This window comes from Luteitalea sp., assembly GCF_022842525.1.
In the GTDB taxonomy this organism is placed as follows: Bacteria; Acidobacteriota; Vicinamibacteria; order Vicinamibacterales; family Vicinamibacteraceae; genus Luteitalea.
In genome coordinates, this window is the sequence record NZ_JALHPM010000034.1 from 1 (window position 1) to 15,760 (window position 15,760).

General features: G+C 70.1%; 11 protein-coding genes. 8 read left to right on the plus strand and 3 right to left on the minus strand.

Going from position 1 to position 15,760, the window contains the following annotated elements; translation table 11 throughout:
- The 3 genes from Q0C41_RS09300 to Q0C41_RS09310 form a co-directional block, all read right to left on the minus strand.
- Nucleotides 1–395 (minus strand): hypothetical protein (locus tag Q0C41_RS09300; protein ID WP_291983112.1); only part of this gene is annotated, 395 nt, incomplete at its 3' end.
- Nucleotides 392–1,003, minus strand: coding sequence for a polysaccharide biosynthesis/export family protein (locus Q0C41_RS09305; RefSeq protein ID WP_291983114.1), 612 nt, complete (start codon nucleotides 1,001–1,003; stop codon nucleotides 392–394). The genes Q0C41_RS09300 and Q0C41_RS09305, both read right to left, overlap by 4 nt.
- Nucleotides 1,004–1,023: 20 nt before the next feature.
- The gene (locus Q0C41_RS09310; protein ID WP_291983116.1) at nucleotides 1,024–2,094 is read right to left on the minus strand and encodes a sigma-54 dependent transcriptional regulator; all 1,071 of its coding nucleotides are present in this window, start codon (nucleotides 2,092–2,094) and stop codon (nucleotides 1,024–1,026) included.
- Between the two features lie 350 nt (nucleotides 2,095–2,444).
- Here Q0C41_RS09310 and Q0C41_RS09315 point away from each other — a divergent pair, with 350 nt between their 5' ends.
- The 8 genes from Q0C41_RS09315 (at nucleotide 2,445) to Q0C41_RS09350 (ending at nucleotide 15,562) form a co-directional block, all read left to right on the plus strand.
- A complete protein-coding gene (locus Q0C41_RS09315; protein WP_291983118.1) occupies nucleotides 2,445–3,146 on the plus strand; it encodes an ABC transporter ATP-binding protein in 702 nt (233 codons plus the stop codon).
- Nucleotides 3,146–5,734 carry an ABC transporter permease gene (locus Q0C41_RS09320; protein WP_291983120.1) on the plus strand — a complete coding sequence of 863 codons (2,589 nt, stop codon included), beginning with the start codon at nucleotides 3,146–3,148 and terminating at the stop codon, nucleotides 5,732–5,734. The genes Q0C41_RS09315 and Q0C41_RS09320 overlap by 1 nt, the downstream gene beginning before the upstream one ends.
- Nucleotides 5,735–5,976: 242 nt before the next feature.
- Nucleotides 5,977–6,993, plus strand: coding sequence for a lipocalin-like domain-containing protein (locus tag Q0C41_RS09325; RefSeq protein ID WP_291983122.1), 1,017 nt, complete (start codon nucleotides 5,977–5,979; stop codon nucleotides 6,991–6,993).
- 33 nt (nucleotides 6,994–7,026) lie between these two features.
- The gene (aat, locus tag Q0C41_RS09330; protein WP_291983124.1) at nucleotides 7,027–7,626 is read left to right on the plus strand and encodes a leucyl/phenylalanyl-tRNA--protein transferase; all 600 of its coding nucleotides are present in this window, start codon (nucleotides 7,027–7,029) and stop codon (nucleotides 7,624–7,626) included.
- Nucleotides 7,616–10,162: a protein kinase gene (locus Q0C41_RS09335; RefSeq protein ID WP_291983126.1), complete on the plus strand. Its 2,547-nt coding sequence runs from the start codon at nucleotides 7,616–7,618 to the stop codon at nucleotides 10,160–10,162. The genes aat and Q0C41_RS09335 overlap by 11 nt, the downstream gene beginning before the upstream one ends.
- Before the next feature lie 24 nt (nucleotides 10,163–10,186).
- A complete protein-coding gene (locus Q0C41_RS09340; protein ID WP_291983128.1) occupies nucleotides 10,187–12,985 on the plus strand; it encodes a protein kinase in 2,799 nt (932 codons plus the stop codon).
- 177 nt (nucleotides 12,986–13,162) lie between these two features.
- Nucleotides 13,163–14,140, plus strand: a complete 978-nt coding sequence (locus Q0C41_RS09345; protein ID WP_291983130.1) for an aldo/keto reductase — start codon at nucleotides 13,163–13,165, stop codon at nucleotides 14,138–14,140.
- A gap of 3 nt (nucleotides 14,141–14,143) precedes the next feature.
- Nucleotides 14,144–15,562 (plus strand): L-serine ammonia-lyase, encoded by a 1,419-nt coding sequence (locus Q0C41_RS09350; protein ID WP_291983132.1) that lies wholly within the window; start codon nucleotides 14,144–14,146, stop codon nucleotides 15,560–15,562.
- Nucleotides 15,563–15,760: the final 198 nt, after the last annotated feature.

The following is a 15,760-nucleotide window of genomic DNA, read 5'->3' on the forward strand; positions in this document are numbered from 1 at the left end:
TGGCTGTCGGTCACATAGCGTGCCGACGTCGCGCCCGAGGCCTGGACGGTCGCCGTGGCCAGCCGCTTGAAGTACGAGAGGCTGGCCTGGCCACCGACGAACTCGCCCGAGACCCTGGGGCGCCCGAGACCGGGATTCTGCCCGCGCGCGAAGATGTCATCGTCGAAGCCGCCGAACAGCGCGCCCGACAGATTCAGGCTCTGATTGGTCGGCGTCTCGCTGGTCGCCCCGCCAAACAGCGACCGGATGGGGCGACTGCTGTCGGCCCCGTCGATCTGCTGCGCGTCGGCGCCCGCGGCGGCGGCCAGCCACACGACGGCCACCAGGACGCCTGCGCGCCCTCGTCGCCGCCACAGGCGCGGCGCACCCGCCCCGTCGTGACGCCCGCTGGTCATGGAACGACGACCGTGTCGCCAGGCTTGAGCATGACGTTCTGATCCAGCTTCTTGCCCTGGATGACGTCGTTGTAGTTGAACTTCAGACTGGTGGTCTGCCCGTTCTCGGTGCGCATCACCGCGATCTTCCCCTTCTTGGCGAAGTCGGTCGGGCCGCCGGCCAGCGCGAGCATCTGCAGCACGGTGGTCGGCGCCGTCAGCGAGTACGGCCCCGGCTTGGCCACCTGACCGGTGACGAACACCTTGCGGCTGTTGATCTGCTTGACGATGACGCTGACGTTCGGGTCGCGGATGAACTTGGCGCTGGCGGTCGTGATGCTGGCGCGCAGCTGATCGGGCGTCAACCCGGCGGCCTGCACGTCGTTGAGCAGCGGCAGGGTGATCTTGCCGTCCGGACGCACCGCCACCTCCGCGCCGTGACTCGGCAACTCCCAGAACACAATCGCCAGCACATCGTCGGTGCCGATGACGTAGGTGGGGTCGGTGGCGCCGGCGGCCTGCGGGACGGCCACCTGGGATGTCGTGGGTGCCGGCACCGCCGGCACGTCCTGGGCGGACGCACACGCGGGCAACAACAGCGCGAGCGCCAGGGCAGCAACAGTCCTCATCGACTCGGTCCTCATCGTCTTCACCGGAACTCCTTGAACGGCAGCTGACAGTCGTGCTTGCGCAGGAAGTTCAGGAACCGCTTGTAGTCGTTCTGGTCCATGTTGAACATCCTGCACACAATCTTGTAGTTGCCGCGCGCCTCTTCGAGACCGCGGCGGACGAGATCGCGCATGTTCTGCTTGGTGATCTCCCGCTCCATGTAGAGCGGATAGACGGCCGTCCAGAACGACTGCTTCTCTTCCACGAGCTTCCTATACAAATCATCGGCCACCGTGCGACGACGCTCCCGGCGGGGCCGGAGCGACATGCCGCGTTGCGCCTTGATCTCGAGCGGCAGGTCATCCATGCGGATGAGCTCGTGCCGCCCGGTCACCACGAGGCGCTCGATGACGTTCTCGAGTTCGCGCACATTGCCCGGCCAGGAGTACTCGACCAGCGCCTGGAACGCCTCCGGCTCGAAGCCGCGCACGAAGTTGTGGCTCCCCAATGCCTGATAGCGGCGCAGGAAGTGCTCGATCATCAACGGGATGTCCTCACGGCGGTCGCGCAGGGGCGGCACCATGAAATGGATCACGTTGAGCCGGTAGAACAGGTCCTCGCGGAACTGCTCCTTGGCGATGAGCTCCTGCAGATTGCGGTTGGTGGCCGCGATGATGCGGACGTTGGTCAGCTTGCCGCGGTGGTCGGCGCCGACCTTCTGCAATTCGCCGGTCTCGAGGAAGCGGAGCAGCAGGCCCTGCATGCGCAGGGTCATCTCGCCGACCTCGTCGAGGAACATCGTGCCGGTGTCGGCGGTCTCCAGTTTACCCGGCTTGTCGCGATAGGCGCCGGTGAAACTGCCCTTCACGTGGCCGAACAGCTCCGATTCGAGCAGCGTCTCGGGCAGCCCGGCGCAGTTCATGGCGATGAACGGCCGGTCCACGCGCTGGCTGTGGAAGTGGATGGCCCGGGCGACCAGCTCCTTGCCGACGCCGCTCTCCCCGGTCACGAGCACCTTGGCGTCCGAGCGCGCGATGCGCTGGATCTCGAGCTTGAGCTCGACCATCTGCGTGCTGACACCAATCAGCTGTGCGGTTTCTGGGTTCTTCATGCGCTGTGCTCGACGAGCCGTGCGGGGCTGGGGAACTCCGCTCTCCCCAGGTCAATCGGCCGCGCCCCCGGTTTTCCCGAATGCGACTGATTGGCAGCGTGCTCGTTCTCTTCCGGTCAACGAAGGCTGAGCCAAAAACGCACGGTCGTGCGAAACAAAGGCTACCATGCGGCTGACTTCGTGCTAACTGGACGTTGGTCTACCGTCACCACGACGCGTGTCATGATGGCCAGGAGAGGAAAGGGCGAAAGTGCGGTAAACCCCCTGTGACGGGACCGTTTCTGCCCCGCCCCCCGTCCTAGCAACGGAGGAGGGGCGGCACCCCGAAGTGTCGGCTCACCGTCAACCACATGCTGACCGTCGAGAACGTCACCAAGCGCTACACCGGGCAGGACCGCGATGCGGTCGCCGCCGTGTCCTTTGTCGCCGCCCCGGGCGAGTTCGTGGCGCTGATGGGGCCGTCGGGCTGCGGAAAGTCCACCCTCCTGCACCTCTGCGGCGCCATGGACCGTCCCGATCGCGGGCGCATCCTCCTGGGCCAGACCGACCTGGCCCGGATGGGCGACGACCAGCTCACGTTGGTGCGGCGGCAGCGGATCGGCTTCGTGTTCCAGTTCTTCAACCTGCTGCCCACGCTGACGCTGGTCGAGAACATCGCCCTGCCGCTGCTGCTGGCCGGCGCGGCGCCGGCTGAGGCCACCCGCAAGGCGCGTGACCTGGGGGATCGGGTCGGGTTGTCGGCGCGGCTGGATGCCTATCCCGCCCAGGTCTCGGGGGGCGAGATGCAGCGCGCGGCCATCGCCCGCGCCATCGTCCATGAGCCGGCCGTCCTGATTGCCGACGAGCCCACCGGCAACCTCGACACGGGCAACGGCACGCGCGTGCTGGGCCTGCTGAAGGACCTGAACGCCTCCATGGCGCTGACCATCCTGCTGGCCACTCATGCGCCGGAGATTGCCGCGGCAGCGCATCGCACGCTCCACATGCGCGACGGCGTCTTCGAGGGGGGAACGGCCGGCTCGGAGAGCCAGCCCTACCCACTGCCCAGGTAATGTCTCGCCTGTTTCGACAGGTCATCCTCCGCCAGCTGCGGGCGGAGGCGCTGCGCACGGCCATCACCATCATCGGCGTCGCTGCCGGCATCGCCGTCGTCCTGGCGATCCGCCTGACGAATGCCAGTGCCGTCCGCGGCTTCGAGGCCGCGCTCGACCTGACGTCTGGCCGCGCCGGCCTCGAGATCATCGGCGGCGGCTTCGGGATCGACGAACGGGTGCTGCCCGAGATCGACTGGCTCCGCGAATACGGCATCACGTCGCCGGTGGTAGACGGGGATGTGTTGGTCGAGGTGGAAAGTCCCACACGCACCGAGCTGTTGCGGGTGCTCGGCGTGGACATCCTGCGCGACTTTCCCGTGCGCGACTACGAGGTGGGCGATGCCGGGGGATCGGTGCCCCCGCCGCAGACGGCCAGCGACATCCTCGGCCTGCTGACCGACCCCGAGGCCGCCGTCATCACGCGCGCCTTTGCCGACCGGCACGGGCTGAAGGTCGGTGACCCGCTGCGGATCATCATCAGCGATCGGCCGAAGGTGCTGCGCGTGCGGGCGCTGCTCGAGGCCGAAGGCCCGGCCAAGCTGCTCGACGGCAACTTCCTCCTGATGGATCTGGCAGCGGCGCAGTGGGCCTTCGAGCGCCTCGGGCAGGTGGACCGCATCGACCTGAAGCTCGAAGACGGCGTGGACATCGCCGCGGCGGAGCGGGCGATCGACGCGCGTCTGCCGAAGGGACTCGCGGTGCAGCGGCCGTCGCGGCGCGGGCAGCAGGTCGAGCAGATGCTCGCGGCCTTTCACCTGAACCTGACGGCCCTCTCCTCGATTGCCCTGCTCGTCGGCCTGTTCCTCGTGTACAACGCCGTGTCGGTCTCCGTGCTGGCGCGTCGACAGGAAATCGGGACGCTGCGCGCCCTGGGCGTGACCCGCGGCCAGGTGCAGGCGCTCTTCCTGGGGGAAGCCGGCGTGTTCGGCGTGCTCGGTGTGGCGCTCGGCATCCCCCTCGCCCGGGTGCTGGCCGACGTCACGGTGTCGCTGACGTCGAGCACCGTGAACACCCTGTACGTCGCCGCCGCCGCGGCGCCGCCGTCGCTGACGTGGCGCGACCTGGTGCTCGCGGCGCTCATCGGCATTCCGCTGTCGTTGCTGGCCGCCTGGTTGCCCGCGCGCGAGGCCGCGAGCGTGCCGCCGACCGCCGTGCTGCGCGGTGCCGACCGCGTAACGGCGCGGACGTCGCGACAGGGACGGCTGCGATGGCTGGCCATCGTGCTGCTGGCGCTCGCCGCAGGGCTGAGCCAGCTGCCGCCCATCGGTGGCTTGCCGCTCGCCGGCTACCTGGCGAGCTTCGCGCTGGTGTTCGGCGCCGCGCTGTTGATGCCGCTCCTCCTCCAGGTGGCGGCCGGCCACGGGCGCGCCCTCTGGTTCCGGCTCTTCTCGGTCGGCGGCTGGCTCGCCCATGCGGCGCTCGGCGGTGCCATCGGGCGCGTCGCCGTCAGCGTGGCCGCGCTGGCCGTCAGCCTCGCCATGATGGTGGCCATCACCGTGATGGTGGGCAGCTTCCGGCAGACGGTCATCGACTGGGTGGGGCAGAGTCTGCAGGCCGATCTGTTCGTCGGGCCGGCGTCGCGGCGCAGCGGGGCACGCGCGCCGACGATCTCCCGTCCGGTCGAGGACATCGTCCGGGCGCATCCCGAGGTGGCGGCGGTGGACGCCTTCCACACGGTGACGGTGCCGTACGAGAACAGCCTCATCTACATGGGGGCGGGCGATTTCTCGCTGCAGCAGCGGTATGGCGGGTTGCGCTTCAAGGAGACCGCGGCCGGTCGCGATGCGCTGCAGTGGGCGCGCACACGCGACGCCGTGCTGGTGTCCGAGCCCTTCTCGACCCGCTATCGCACACGCGCCGGCGATCGCATCACACTGAACACCTCGGCGGGACCGGTCTCGTTCGAGGTGGTCGGCGTCTACTTCGACTATTCGAGCGACCGCGGCGTCGTGATGATGGACAACGCGACGATGACCCGCCACTTCGGCGCCCAGCGGCCGACGGGCCTGACCGTGTACCTCAAGGACGGCACGCGGGCCGCGACCGTGCGGACCGAGATGCTGGCGCAACTCGACGGCGCGTCCGGCGTCTTCATCTTCACGAACCGGTCGCTGCGCGAAGAGGTCCTGCGTATCTTCGACAGCACGTTCGCCATCACGTACGCCTTGCAGGCCATCGCCATCATCGTGGCGCTGCTCGGCATCGTCGGCACCCTGATGACGCTGGTGATCGAACGTCGTCGTGAGCTCGGCATCCTGCGCGCCATCGGCGCCAGTCGCGGGCAGGTGCGCGCCATGGTCGTGGCCGAGGCCGCGATGCTCGGCACGATCAGTCAGGTCGCGGGCGTCGCCCTCGGGCTGCTGCTGGCCCTCATCCTCGTGTACGTGGTGAATCTCCAGAGTTTCGGCTGGACGATCCATCTCGCGATTCCCTGGTGGTCGCTGCTGCAGATGTCCGCCCTCGTGGTCGTCACGACGCTGCTGGCGGGCTTGTACCCCGCGCATCGGGCGATGCAGGAGACGCATGCCCCCCTGGAGGACGAGTGATGTGGGCGGTGGGGAAGTGGGTGGTGGTAGTGGCGGGTCTTGCGATGACGGCAGGGCTGACGGTGACGGCAGGGCTGACGGTGACGGCCCGCTCGGAGAGCGGGCCCTACCCATCGGAAAGCGGGTCCTACCCACCAGAAGGCGGGCCCTACCCACAGAGCCATAGGCCCTCGCAGTCGACGACGAACGGCCCCGTCGCCTCGGACACGTGGGCGAGGGCGACGCCGTCGCGAGCCGTGCGCGTGCCTGAGGATCATGTCGCGCATCCCGAGTACCGCATCGAGTGGTGGTACTACACCGGCAACGTGCGTGGCGACGATGGCAAGGCGTACGGGTATCAGGTGACGTTCTTCCGCGTCGGGGTGGATGCCGCACCGACCAATCCCTCGGTCTTCGCCGTGCGCGACCTGTACATGGCCCACGTGGCGCTCACCGACGTGGACGGTGTGGGACACCAGTTCGCCGATCGCCTCAACCGGGCCGGCGTGCACTGGGCCGGGGCTCGCACGGATCGCTATGAGGTGTGGAACGAGAACTGGCGCGTGTCGCTCGACGCGAAGGGGCGGCATCGCATCGTGGCCGATACGGGCGCCTTCGCGCTCGACCTCACGCTGGAACCCGGCAAGGCGCCAGTCCTGCAAGGGGAGCGTGGCTACAGCCGCAAGGGCAGCGACCCCGGCAACGCGTCGCACTACTACTCGCTCACGCGGATGCCGACGACCGGCACGGTGCGGGTCGGTGGGCGCACGGTGCCCATTCGCGGCACGAGCTGGATGGATCACGAGTTCGGCACCAGTGCGCTCGACCCGGGCACGAAGGGCTGGGACTGGTTCGCGCTGCAACTGGCCGACGGCCGCGAGCTCATGCTCTATCAGCTGCGGCTCGACAACGGCCGGCCCAATCCCTTCTCGAGCGGCACGATCGTCCACCCGGACGGCCGCACCGACCACCTGACCGTCGCCGACTTCTCCGTGACGCCGCAACGTACCTGGCGGTCGCCGGCCAGCGGGGCCACATACCCGGTCGAATGGGACGTGCGCGTGCCGAAGGCGGGACTGCAGCTGCAGGTCACGGCGGCCGTCGACGCCCAGGAGTTGCGCACCCGTCGCTCGACCAACGTGACCTACTGGGAGGGCACCGTCCGCGTCACGGGCAGCGACGCCGGGAGGGACGCGTCGGCGAAGCGTCCGATCACCGGCGTCGGCTATCTCGAGATGACCGGCTACAGCGGCGCCCGGATGAGCGACGTGATGCGATAGGGGCGGACCGCGGGTATCGTTAGGGCAGTTCTCATGCGTTCCCGCGCCAGGCAGACCATCGATCCGGACCTGCTGTTGCGAGCCTACTCGCTCGGCTGGTTTCCCATGGGCACCGGGCGACGTGGGCGCATCGAGTGGTTCTCGCCTGACCCGCGCGGCATCATTCCGCTGGACACCTTCCACGCCCCCTCGCGACTCGCGCGCGTCGTGCGCCAGTCGAAGTTCGACCTGCGGATCGACACGGCCTTCGAGTCCGTGATGCGGGCCTGCGCGGAGCGCGACGAGACGTGGATCACCGACGACATCGTCGCGGCCTATGTCTCGCTGCACCGGCTCGGTTGTGCCCACTCGGTCGAGACGTGGCAGGGCGGCGTGCTGGTCGGCGGTTTGTATGGCGTCTCGCTGGGCGGCGCGTTCTTCGGCGAGTCGATGTTCCACACCGCCACCGATGCGTCGAAGGTAGCCCTGGTTGCGCTGGTCGAACGGCTGCGCGCGCGCGGCTTCGTGCTCCTCGACACGCAGTGGGTGACCCCTCACCTCCAGCAGTTCGGGGCGACCGAGATCCGTCGCTCGGCCTATCTGGATCGGCTGGCGGCGGCGTTGCCGCTCGAGTGTCGCTTCGATGGCGCATGAGGCGTCGGGGATCCAGGCCGGCGGCACCTGGGGCCACCTGACGCTGCGGCGCGACCTGGGGCCGGGCGCGCGTGGACTCGTCTACCGGGCCTGGGACCCGGAACTGGGCGCCGAGGTGGTCCTGGCGATCGGCCCCGACGTACAGACCGACCCGGCCGGTCGCGACACCTTGCGCGAGGCCAGACTCCTCGCCAAGCTCCGCCATCCCAACCTCGCGCTCGTGCATGGCGCCGAGCGCCGGCACGGGCGCGTCGGCGTGTGGCTCGAACTCGTCGACGGTGAGACCCTCGAGACCGCGCTTGGCCACGCCGGCCGCTTCAGCGCGCGCGAAGCGGCGCTCATCGGCATCGACATCTGTGCGGCCCTCTCGGCGATGCACGAGATCGGGGTGCTGCATCGGGACCTGACGACCCGCCAGGTCATTCGCGATCGCAACGGCCGCGTCGTGGTGGTGCCGTTCGGCGCCGGACGTGATGCGCTCGGGGCGGCCGTGGCGTCGCTCTCGTTGCCGCTCGACGAGCCGCTCGCTCCGGGCGCCGAACCGGAGCTGGTCGCCGGAGGGCGCCCGCGCGTCGAAACCGACGTCTATCGCATCGGCGCACTGCTCCATCGCCTCGTGACGGGCGCCACGGCGGTGGGGGGGCCTCGCCGCGCGCTGGTGGACGTCCGCAGCGATCTGCCGCTCGGCTTCGTGCGGACGGTGGAGCGCGCTCTGGCCACCGATCCCGCCGAGCGGTATCCGACCGTCCACGACCTGGCGGTGGCCCTCACCACGTTGTGGACGCCGGCGTCGATCGAGTCAGCCCCCGAGGCCCGTGGGCGGCGACCAGCGAGGGTGGTGGCTGGGGCGGTCCTCGCCGCCGGGGTCGTGGCCATCGGCGTGGCGCTCGGGATCTGGCTCACGCGGCCGCCGCCGCGCCCGGAGGTGCGCTTCGACGTGCCGCCCGTGGGCGAGGAAGTGGAGAGCGTCGCGTTCTCGTCCGATGGGCAGCGGCTGGCGTACACCTCCGGCGGGCGTCTCCGGTTGCGCAATCTCAACGACGAGGCGGCGGCACCGCTGGAGCCCGCGCTCGGGGCGCGCAATCCGTTCTTCTCGGCTGACGGCCAGTGGGTGTACTTCTTCGGCGGGACGACTCTCTGGCGCGTGCGCGTCTCGGGCGGTGAGCCGCAGTTCGTCGCACCGGCGCGCCGGCCATCGACGGGCGCCGCGGGGCCCGACGGGACGGTCGTCTACTCGGTGGAGAACGGCTCGTCGCTGATGCTGTTGCCCCCCGGCGGTCTGCCGCGTGTCCTGCGCACCCAGGTGCCCGGCGAACGGACCATGCTGCGGTGGCCCTCGCTCGTGGGGGCGGATCATCTGCTGTACTCGGCGGTGAGCGCAGACACCGGACGCCCCGCCCTGCGTCTGGGCCGCCTCGCGGACCCGCCCGAGACGGCCGACGCCATCGTGATGGAACTCGGCTCGCGAGCCGTGGCGATGGGCCGTCATGTGTTCTACGTCAGCGATGGCGCCCTCGTCGCCCGTCGCCTCGATCTGTCGCTGCGTCGTCTGGTCGGCGAGGCGCGCGTGCTGGCGCGAGGCATCCAGACGGACCCGTACAGCGATGGGGAGATCGAGATCGCGGTCGCCTCGACGGGGGCCGTGGCGTACGTCGGCGGGTTGTCGACCGCGCGAACGCTCCGCATCGTGGATGGCGCAGGCGCCACCCTGATCGATCTGGCGAGCGGCGACGTGCGGGACCTGCGCGTGTCACCCGACGGCACACGCGTCGCCTACGAGCAGGTGGACGAGAAGACCGGCGGGCGTGACATCTGGGTGCTCGACGTGCGCGGCGGCACGCCGCGGCGCCTGACCCGGCAGCCGGGCCACGACATCGCGCCGACCTGGGCGCCGGACGGCGAGACCATCTTCTTCCTGGCCCATCGCGGCGCGCAGCGCCTGCTGGCGTCGGTGCGCGCCAACGGCGACGGCGGCGAAACGGCGGTGCTGGCCTTCGATCGCCCATCGCTGCCGTCCGAGATCACGAAGGATGGGCGCTCGCTGCTGTACGAACAGCAGAGCCAGGACACGGGCTGGGACGTCTGGATCCGGCCGCTCGACGGAGGCGCGCCGGCCAGGCTCGTCGGCGGCCCCGCCAACGAGCAGAATCCGACCCTGTCCCCTGACGGCCGCTGGCTCGCGTACTCGTCACCCGAATCCGAAGGGCGGCAGGTCTATCTGTCCCGGGTGTCGGGCCCGGCACGACGATGGCGCGTCTCCGAGCAGCATGGGCGCCAGCCGCTCTGGAATGCCGAGGGCACGGCGCTGCTTTACCACGGTCACGAGCGACAGCTCATCCGGGTGGCGATCGACACCCGCGGCGAGACGCCGGTGCTGGGGCGACCGCAGGTGCTGTTCACGATTCCGCTGCGGGGCTACGACATGCGCTATCACTATGGCGTGCTGCCGGGGCCGTCGCGCTTCGTCGTCAACGTGCCGCCGCCGCTGACGCCGCCGGTGCCGGCCACCGTGATCCTCAACGCCAGCCTGCCATAGCGGTACACTACCCGCCACGCACCCATGCTTCGAGATCCGGATGCGCTGTACGAGCACGTGTCCCGCGCGCTGGCCGACGGCGAGGCCATCGACTGGGACGCGCTGGCCGTCGACACGCAGACGCGAGCCACCTTGCAGGAACTCAAGGTCCTGGCCGAGGTGGCGCGCCTGCACCGCGACACGCTGCCAGACCCCGGGGGCGCCGCGACGCTGCCGCCGCCGCCCGTCCAGGCCGGCGACACGTGGGGGCATCTTACGCTGCGCGGTGAGCTGGGGCGCGGCGCCCGTGGCTACGTGTATCGCGCCTGGGACCCGCAACTCGATCGCGAAGTGGCGCTGAAGCTCACCGTCGATCGCGACGAGGAGCGCGGCAGCAAGGACATCATCGGCGAGGCGCGGCTGCTCGCGCGGGTCAAGCATCCGCACGTGGCGACGGTGTTCGGGGCCGAACGTCGCAACGGGCTGGTCGGCCTGTGGATGGAACTGGTCGAGGGCGAGACCCTCGAAGCCATGCTCATGCGGGTTGGGCGCTTCAATGCGCGCGAAGTGGCGCTGATCGGCATCGACGTGTGTTCGGCGCTGTCGGCGGTCCATACCGCCGGGCTGCTGCACCGCGACGTCAAGGCGCAGAACGTGATGCGCGATCGCAACGGGCGCCTCGTGCTGATGGACTTCGGCACGGGCCGGGATGCGGTCTCGGATGAGGGCGCCTTCGTGCACGACGAGGTCGGCACGCCGCTCTACATGGCGCCGGAACTCTTCGATGGCGGCAAGGCCAGCGTCAAGAGCGACATCTACAGCGTCGGCGTCCTGCTGTACCGGCTCGTCACGGGCTCGGTACCGGTCGAGGCCCATTCGCCCGAGTCGTTGAAGGCGGCGCACCTCGCGCGCCAGCGCAAGCCGCTCGCCGACGTCCGCAGCGACCTGCCGCTGGCGTTCATCCGCGTCATCGAGCGGGCCCTGTCCACCGACCCGTCGGACCGCTATCCGAGCACCGGGGCCCTGGAGATGGCGCTGTCCGGCCTGCTGGTGCCGGTCGAACCCAAGGCGCCCCCACGGGCCAGCAGTTCGCGGCTGTTGACGATCGGTGCGACGGTCGGCGCGCTGGCGGCCGGGCTGACCTTCGGCGCCTGGTGGTGGACGTCGCGGCCGGTGGTGCCGGCCGAAGTGAAGTTCGCGGTCACGCCAGTCGGGCAGCGAGACGAGATCCAGAGCGTGGCGCTGTCGCCCGACGGCCTGCGCCTGGCCTACACCTCCGCGGGTCGCCTGCAGGTCCGTCGGATGAACGACGTCAATGCGGTCGAACTCGAGCAGACGCAGGGCGCGCGCGATCCCTTCTGGTCGCCGGACGGGCAGTGGATTGCCTTCTTCCGTGGGGTGTCGTTGTGGAAGGTCCGCCCCTCCGGCGGTGAGCCGACGCTCGTGGCGCCGGCGCGGCGGCCGTCTTCGGGGGCCTGGGGCCCGGATGGCACGTTGCTCTTCACGGTCGAGCACGGGACGTCGCTGATGGCGGTCCGCGAGTCTGGCGGCGCGCCCCGCGTCGTGCGGGTGCAGCGCCCCGGCCTGCGCACGCATCTCGCGTGGCCGTCGTGGACGAGTGACGGCACGCACTTCGTCTACTCGGCCATCAGTGCCCGCAACGGGCGGCGCACGCTGTACCTGGCGCGCCTCACCGATCCGGAGGATGCCCCCGATCGCGCGCTCGGCGAGATCGGATCGAACGCGGTGGTCGTCGGTGACCGCGTGTTCTACACCGAGGCCGGTCAGCTGCGGGCGCGTCGGCTCGACGTCGCCAGCGCCACGTTCCTCGACAACGGCCGCACCATCGTCGATGGCGTGGCAGTCGACCCATACGGGCTGGGCGAGGCGGAGATTGCGGTGGCCGCACCTGCGGTCCGGCGGGTGGCTGGAGGCGCCCCGGCGCTCGCCACGGTGGCTTTCGTGGGCACGGGGCAGAGCCCTCGGCAGATGCAGCTGCTCGATGCGAGTGGTGTGCCGGTCGAGCAACTGACGTCGGCCGACATCCGCGACATGCGGCCATCACCGGACGGGCGGCTCGTCGCCGTCGAGGAAGTAGACGCCGAGAGCGGCACCCGGGAGATCTGGGTGCACGATCTGGAGCGCCGGTCGCGCATCCGCCTGACCCAGCACGCCGCCGAGGACATCTCGCCGTTCTGGTCGCGCGACAGCGGTGTCGTCTACTTCATCTCGCAGCGCAACGGGCGCCCGACCCTGTTCGGCGCATCGGCGCAGGGCGGGCAGCGCGAGACGCCGCTCTTCGAGTTCACCGAACGCGTCGTCCCCTACGAGATCACGCCCGACGGGCGCTCGCTGCTGTTCCAGCAACTCGATCAGCAGGGCGGCTGGGACATCTGGATGCGATCGCTCGATGGTGGCGCGGCGACGCCGCTGGTGCAGTCCGGGCACAACGATCAGGAGCCGGCGATGTCGCCGGACGGCCGCTACCTCGCCTATTCGACACCCGAGTCGGGCGGACAGCAGGTGTGGATCATCCCGGTGCCGGCCGACGGGCGGCGGTGGCGGGTGTCGGCCGACTATGGTCGAGAGCCGGCGTGGAGTGCCGATGGCACGACGCTCTACTTCCACGGTCTCAACCGGACGCTCATGCGCGTGGACGTCGACTTGCGCGGCGCCACACCCAGGGTCGGCACGCCACGGGGACTGTTCACCATCCCGTTCCGCGGCTACGACATGCGCTATCACTTCGCGGTGCTGCCGGGCGAACGCTTCCTGGTGAACGCGCCCCCTGATGACTTGCCGCCGTCCGCGGCCACCGTCATCCTCAACGCCCCGCTGCAGTGATGGGAGGGCTGACGTGACGGCCGGCTCGGAGAGCCGGCCCTACCCAGCTGATGGGTAGGGCCCGTTCTCCGAACGGGCCGTCAGCGGAAGGGCATAGGGCCCGTTCTCCGAACGGGCCGTCAGCGGAAGGCATAGGGCTCGTTCTCCGAACGAGCCGTCGTGTCTACAATCGTCGACATGCAGACACGCCAGCTCGGACGCACCGACCTTCACATCACGCCCATCGGCTTCGGCGCCTGGGCCATCGGCGGGGAGTGGCGGTTCGGCTGGGGGCCGCAGGACGATGCGGAGTCGGTGGCGGCGATTCGTCAGGCGGTGAGCCGCGGGATGAACTGGATCGACACCGCCCCCGCCTACGGTCTCGGCCATTCCGAGGACGTCGTGGCGCGCGCGCTCGCCGACATCCCGCGCGCCGAACGGCCGTACGTCTTCACCAAGTGCAGTCTCGTGTGGGGCGAGGACCGGATCGTCACGCACAACCTGTCGAGCGCCTCGCTCCGTCGTGAGGTGGAAGACAGCCTGCGTCGCCTGCAGGTCGAGGCGATCGACCTCTACCAGATTCACTGGCCGCGCTGGCAGGCGGCGTCCGAGCCGTCCCCGGGCAGCGTCGAGGAGGCGTGGCACACGCTCGCCGAGCTCAAGCAGCAGGGCAAGCTGCGGCACATCGGCGTGTCGAACTTCACCGTCGAGGATCTGAAAACCGCCGAGGCCATCGCCCCGGTGGCCTCGCTGCAGCCGCCGTACTCCATGCTGCGGCGGGCGATCGAGGCCGAGGTCCTGCCGTACTGCCTGCAGACCAACATCGGCGTGCTCGTCTACAGCCCGATGCAGTCAGGGCTGCTGACGGGCGCGATGACGCGGGAGCGCATCGAGGGTCTGGCCGCGAGCGACTGGCGACGCCACAACAAGGAGTTCCAGGAGCCGCAGCTGACGGCCAATCTCGCGCTCGTCGCGGTGCTGCGCGGGATTGGCGCGCGACACGGCCGCTCGCCGGGAGAAGTGGCCATCGCCTGGACGTTGCGCCAGCCGGTCGTCACCGCCGCGATTGTCGGCGGGCGTTCTGCGTCCCAGGTCGATGGGGTCGTCGGCGCCGCCGACGTCCGCCTGTCGACCGAGGAACTGGCCGAGATCGAGACCGCGCTGCCGCGTGGGTGAGTGATGACCGACGAACGCCTGTCGATCGTCGACATCTTCAAGATCGGCGTGGGCCCGTCGAGTTCCCACACGCTGGGGCCGTGGCGCGCCGCCCAGCAGAGTCTGGCGCGCTGGGGCGAGGCGCCCGGGCTCGCCGGGTTGCGGGCGATCGAGGTGCACCTGTACGGATCCCTGGCCAAGACGGGGAGAGGCCACGGGACCGACATCGCCGTGATCGCCGGTCTGCTCGGGGCCGATCCGGAGACCTGCGACATGACCGACGTGCAGACGCAGGCCCACCAGGCACTCGCCGAGCACGCCATCACGCTGGCCGACGGGGCGCGCATCGGGCTGCAGGTGCACTTCCACACGCGTGAGTCGTTGCCGACGCATCCCAACGGGATGCGCTTCGATGCGCAGTGGACCGACGGGCGCCGGGACGCCATCACGTGCTTCTCGGTCGGGGGCGGCTTCGTCGCGTGGGAGTCGGATCCGCGGCCGCCGCGTGCCGCCGCGACGTTGCCCTTCCCGGTCGACACCGCCGAGGACCTGCTGCGCTGGTGCCGCGACGCCGACCTGACCGTGGCGGACGTCGTCCTGGCCAATGAAGCGGCATGGCGTCCCGAGGCGGAGACCCGCGCCTTCATCGCGCGGGTGTGGCAGGTGATGCGCGCCTGCATGTATCGCGGCTGCCATACGCCAGGGCAGTTGCCGGGCGGCCTCCACGTGCGGCGACGCGCGGCCGACCTCAATGCGCGCCTGCTGGGCGCGGCCGCGGTGCCGGACCTCGACGCCTGGTTCACGGCCATCGCCGCCGGCGGGCACGACTTCGCCTGGACGCTCGACTGGGTCACGGCCTTCGCGCTGGCGGTGAACGAGGAGAACGCCTGCTTCGGGCGCGTCGTGACGGCACCGACCAACGGCGCCGCGGGCGTCGTGCCGGCGGTGTTGGCCTACGACGTCGTCTTCGGCAAGGGGCCGGCGGACGCGGACCGTGTCGTGCGCTTCATGCTCGCGGCGTCGGAGGTCGGCTGCCTATTCAAGAAGGGCGCGACGATCTCGGCGGCGATGGGCGGCTGCCAGGCCGAGATCGGCGTGTCGTCGGCGATGGCGGCCGCGGGGTTGACGGAGGTCAACGGCGGGTCGCCGAGTCAGGTGCTGATGGCGGCAGAAATCGCGATGGAGCACCACCTCGGCCTGACGTGCGATCCGGTGGGCGGGTTGGTACAAATTCCGTGCATCGAGCGCAACACGATGGGCGCGATCAAGGCGATCACGGCGTCCCAGCTCGCGATGGCGAGCGACCCGGCGAATGCCCGGGTCTCGCTCGACGCGGTCATCCACACGATGTGGACGACCGCGCAGGACATGAGTGCGAAGTACAAGGAGACCGCGGACGGCGGTCTGGCGCTGCACATCCCGCTCAGTCTGAGCGAGTGTTAGGTGGGAGGGCCCGTTCGCCGAACGGACCGTGACGCGGCAAGGGGTAGGGCCCGTTTTCCAAACGGGCCGTCACGATCCGTGACGGCGGTCTGACGGTGACGGCGGTCTGACGGTGACGGCCGGCTCGGAGAGCCGGCCCTACCCAAGAGCCGGCCCTACCCAACGGTCTGGCCCTACCCAAGAGCCGGCCCTACCCTC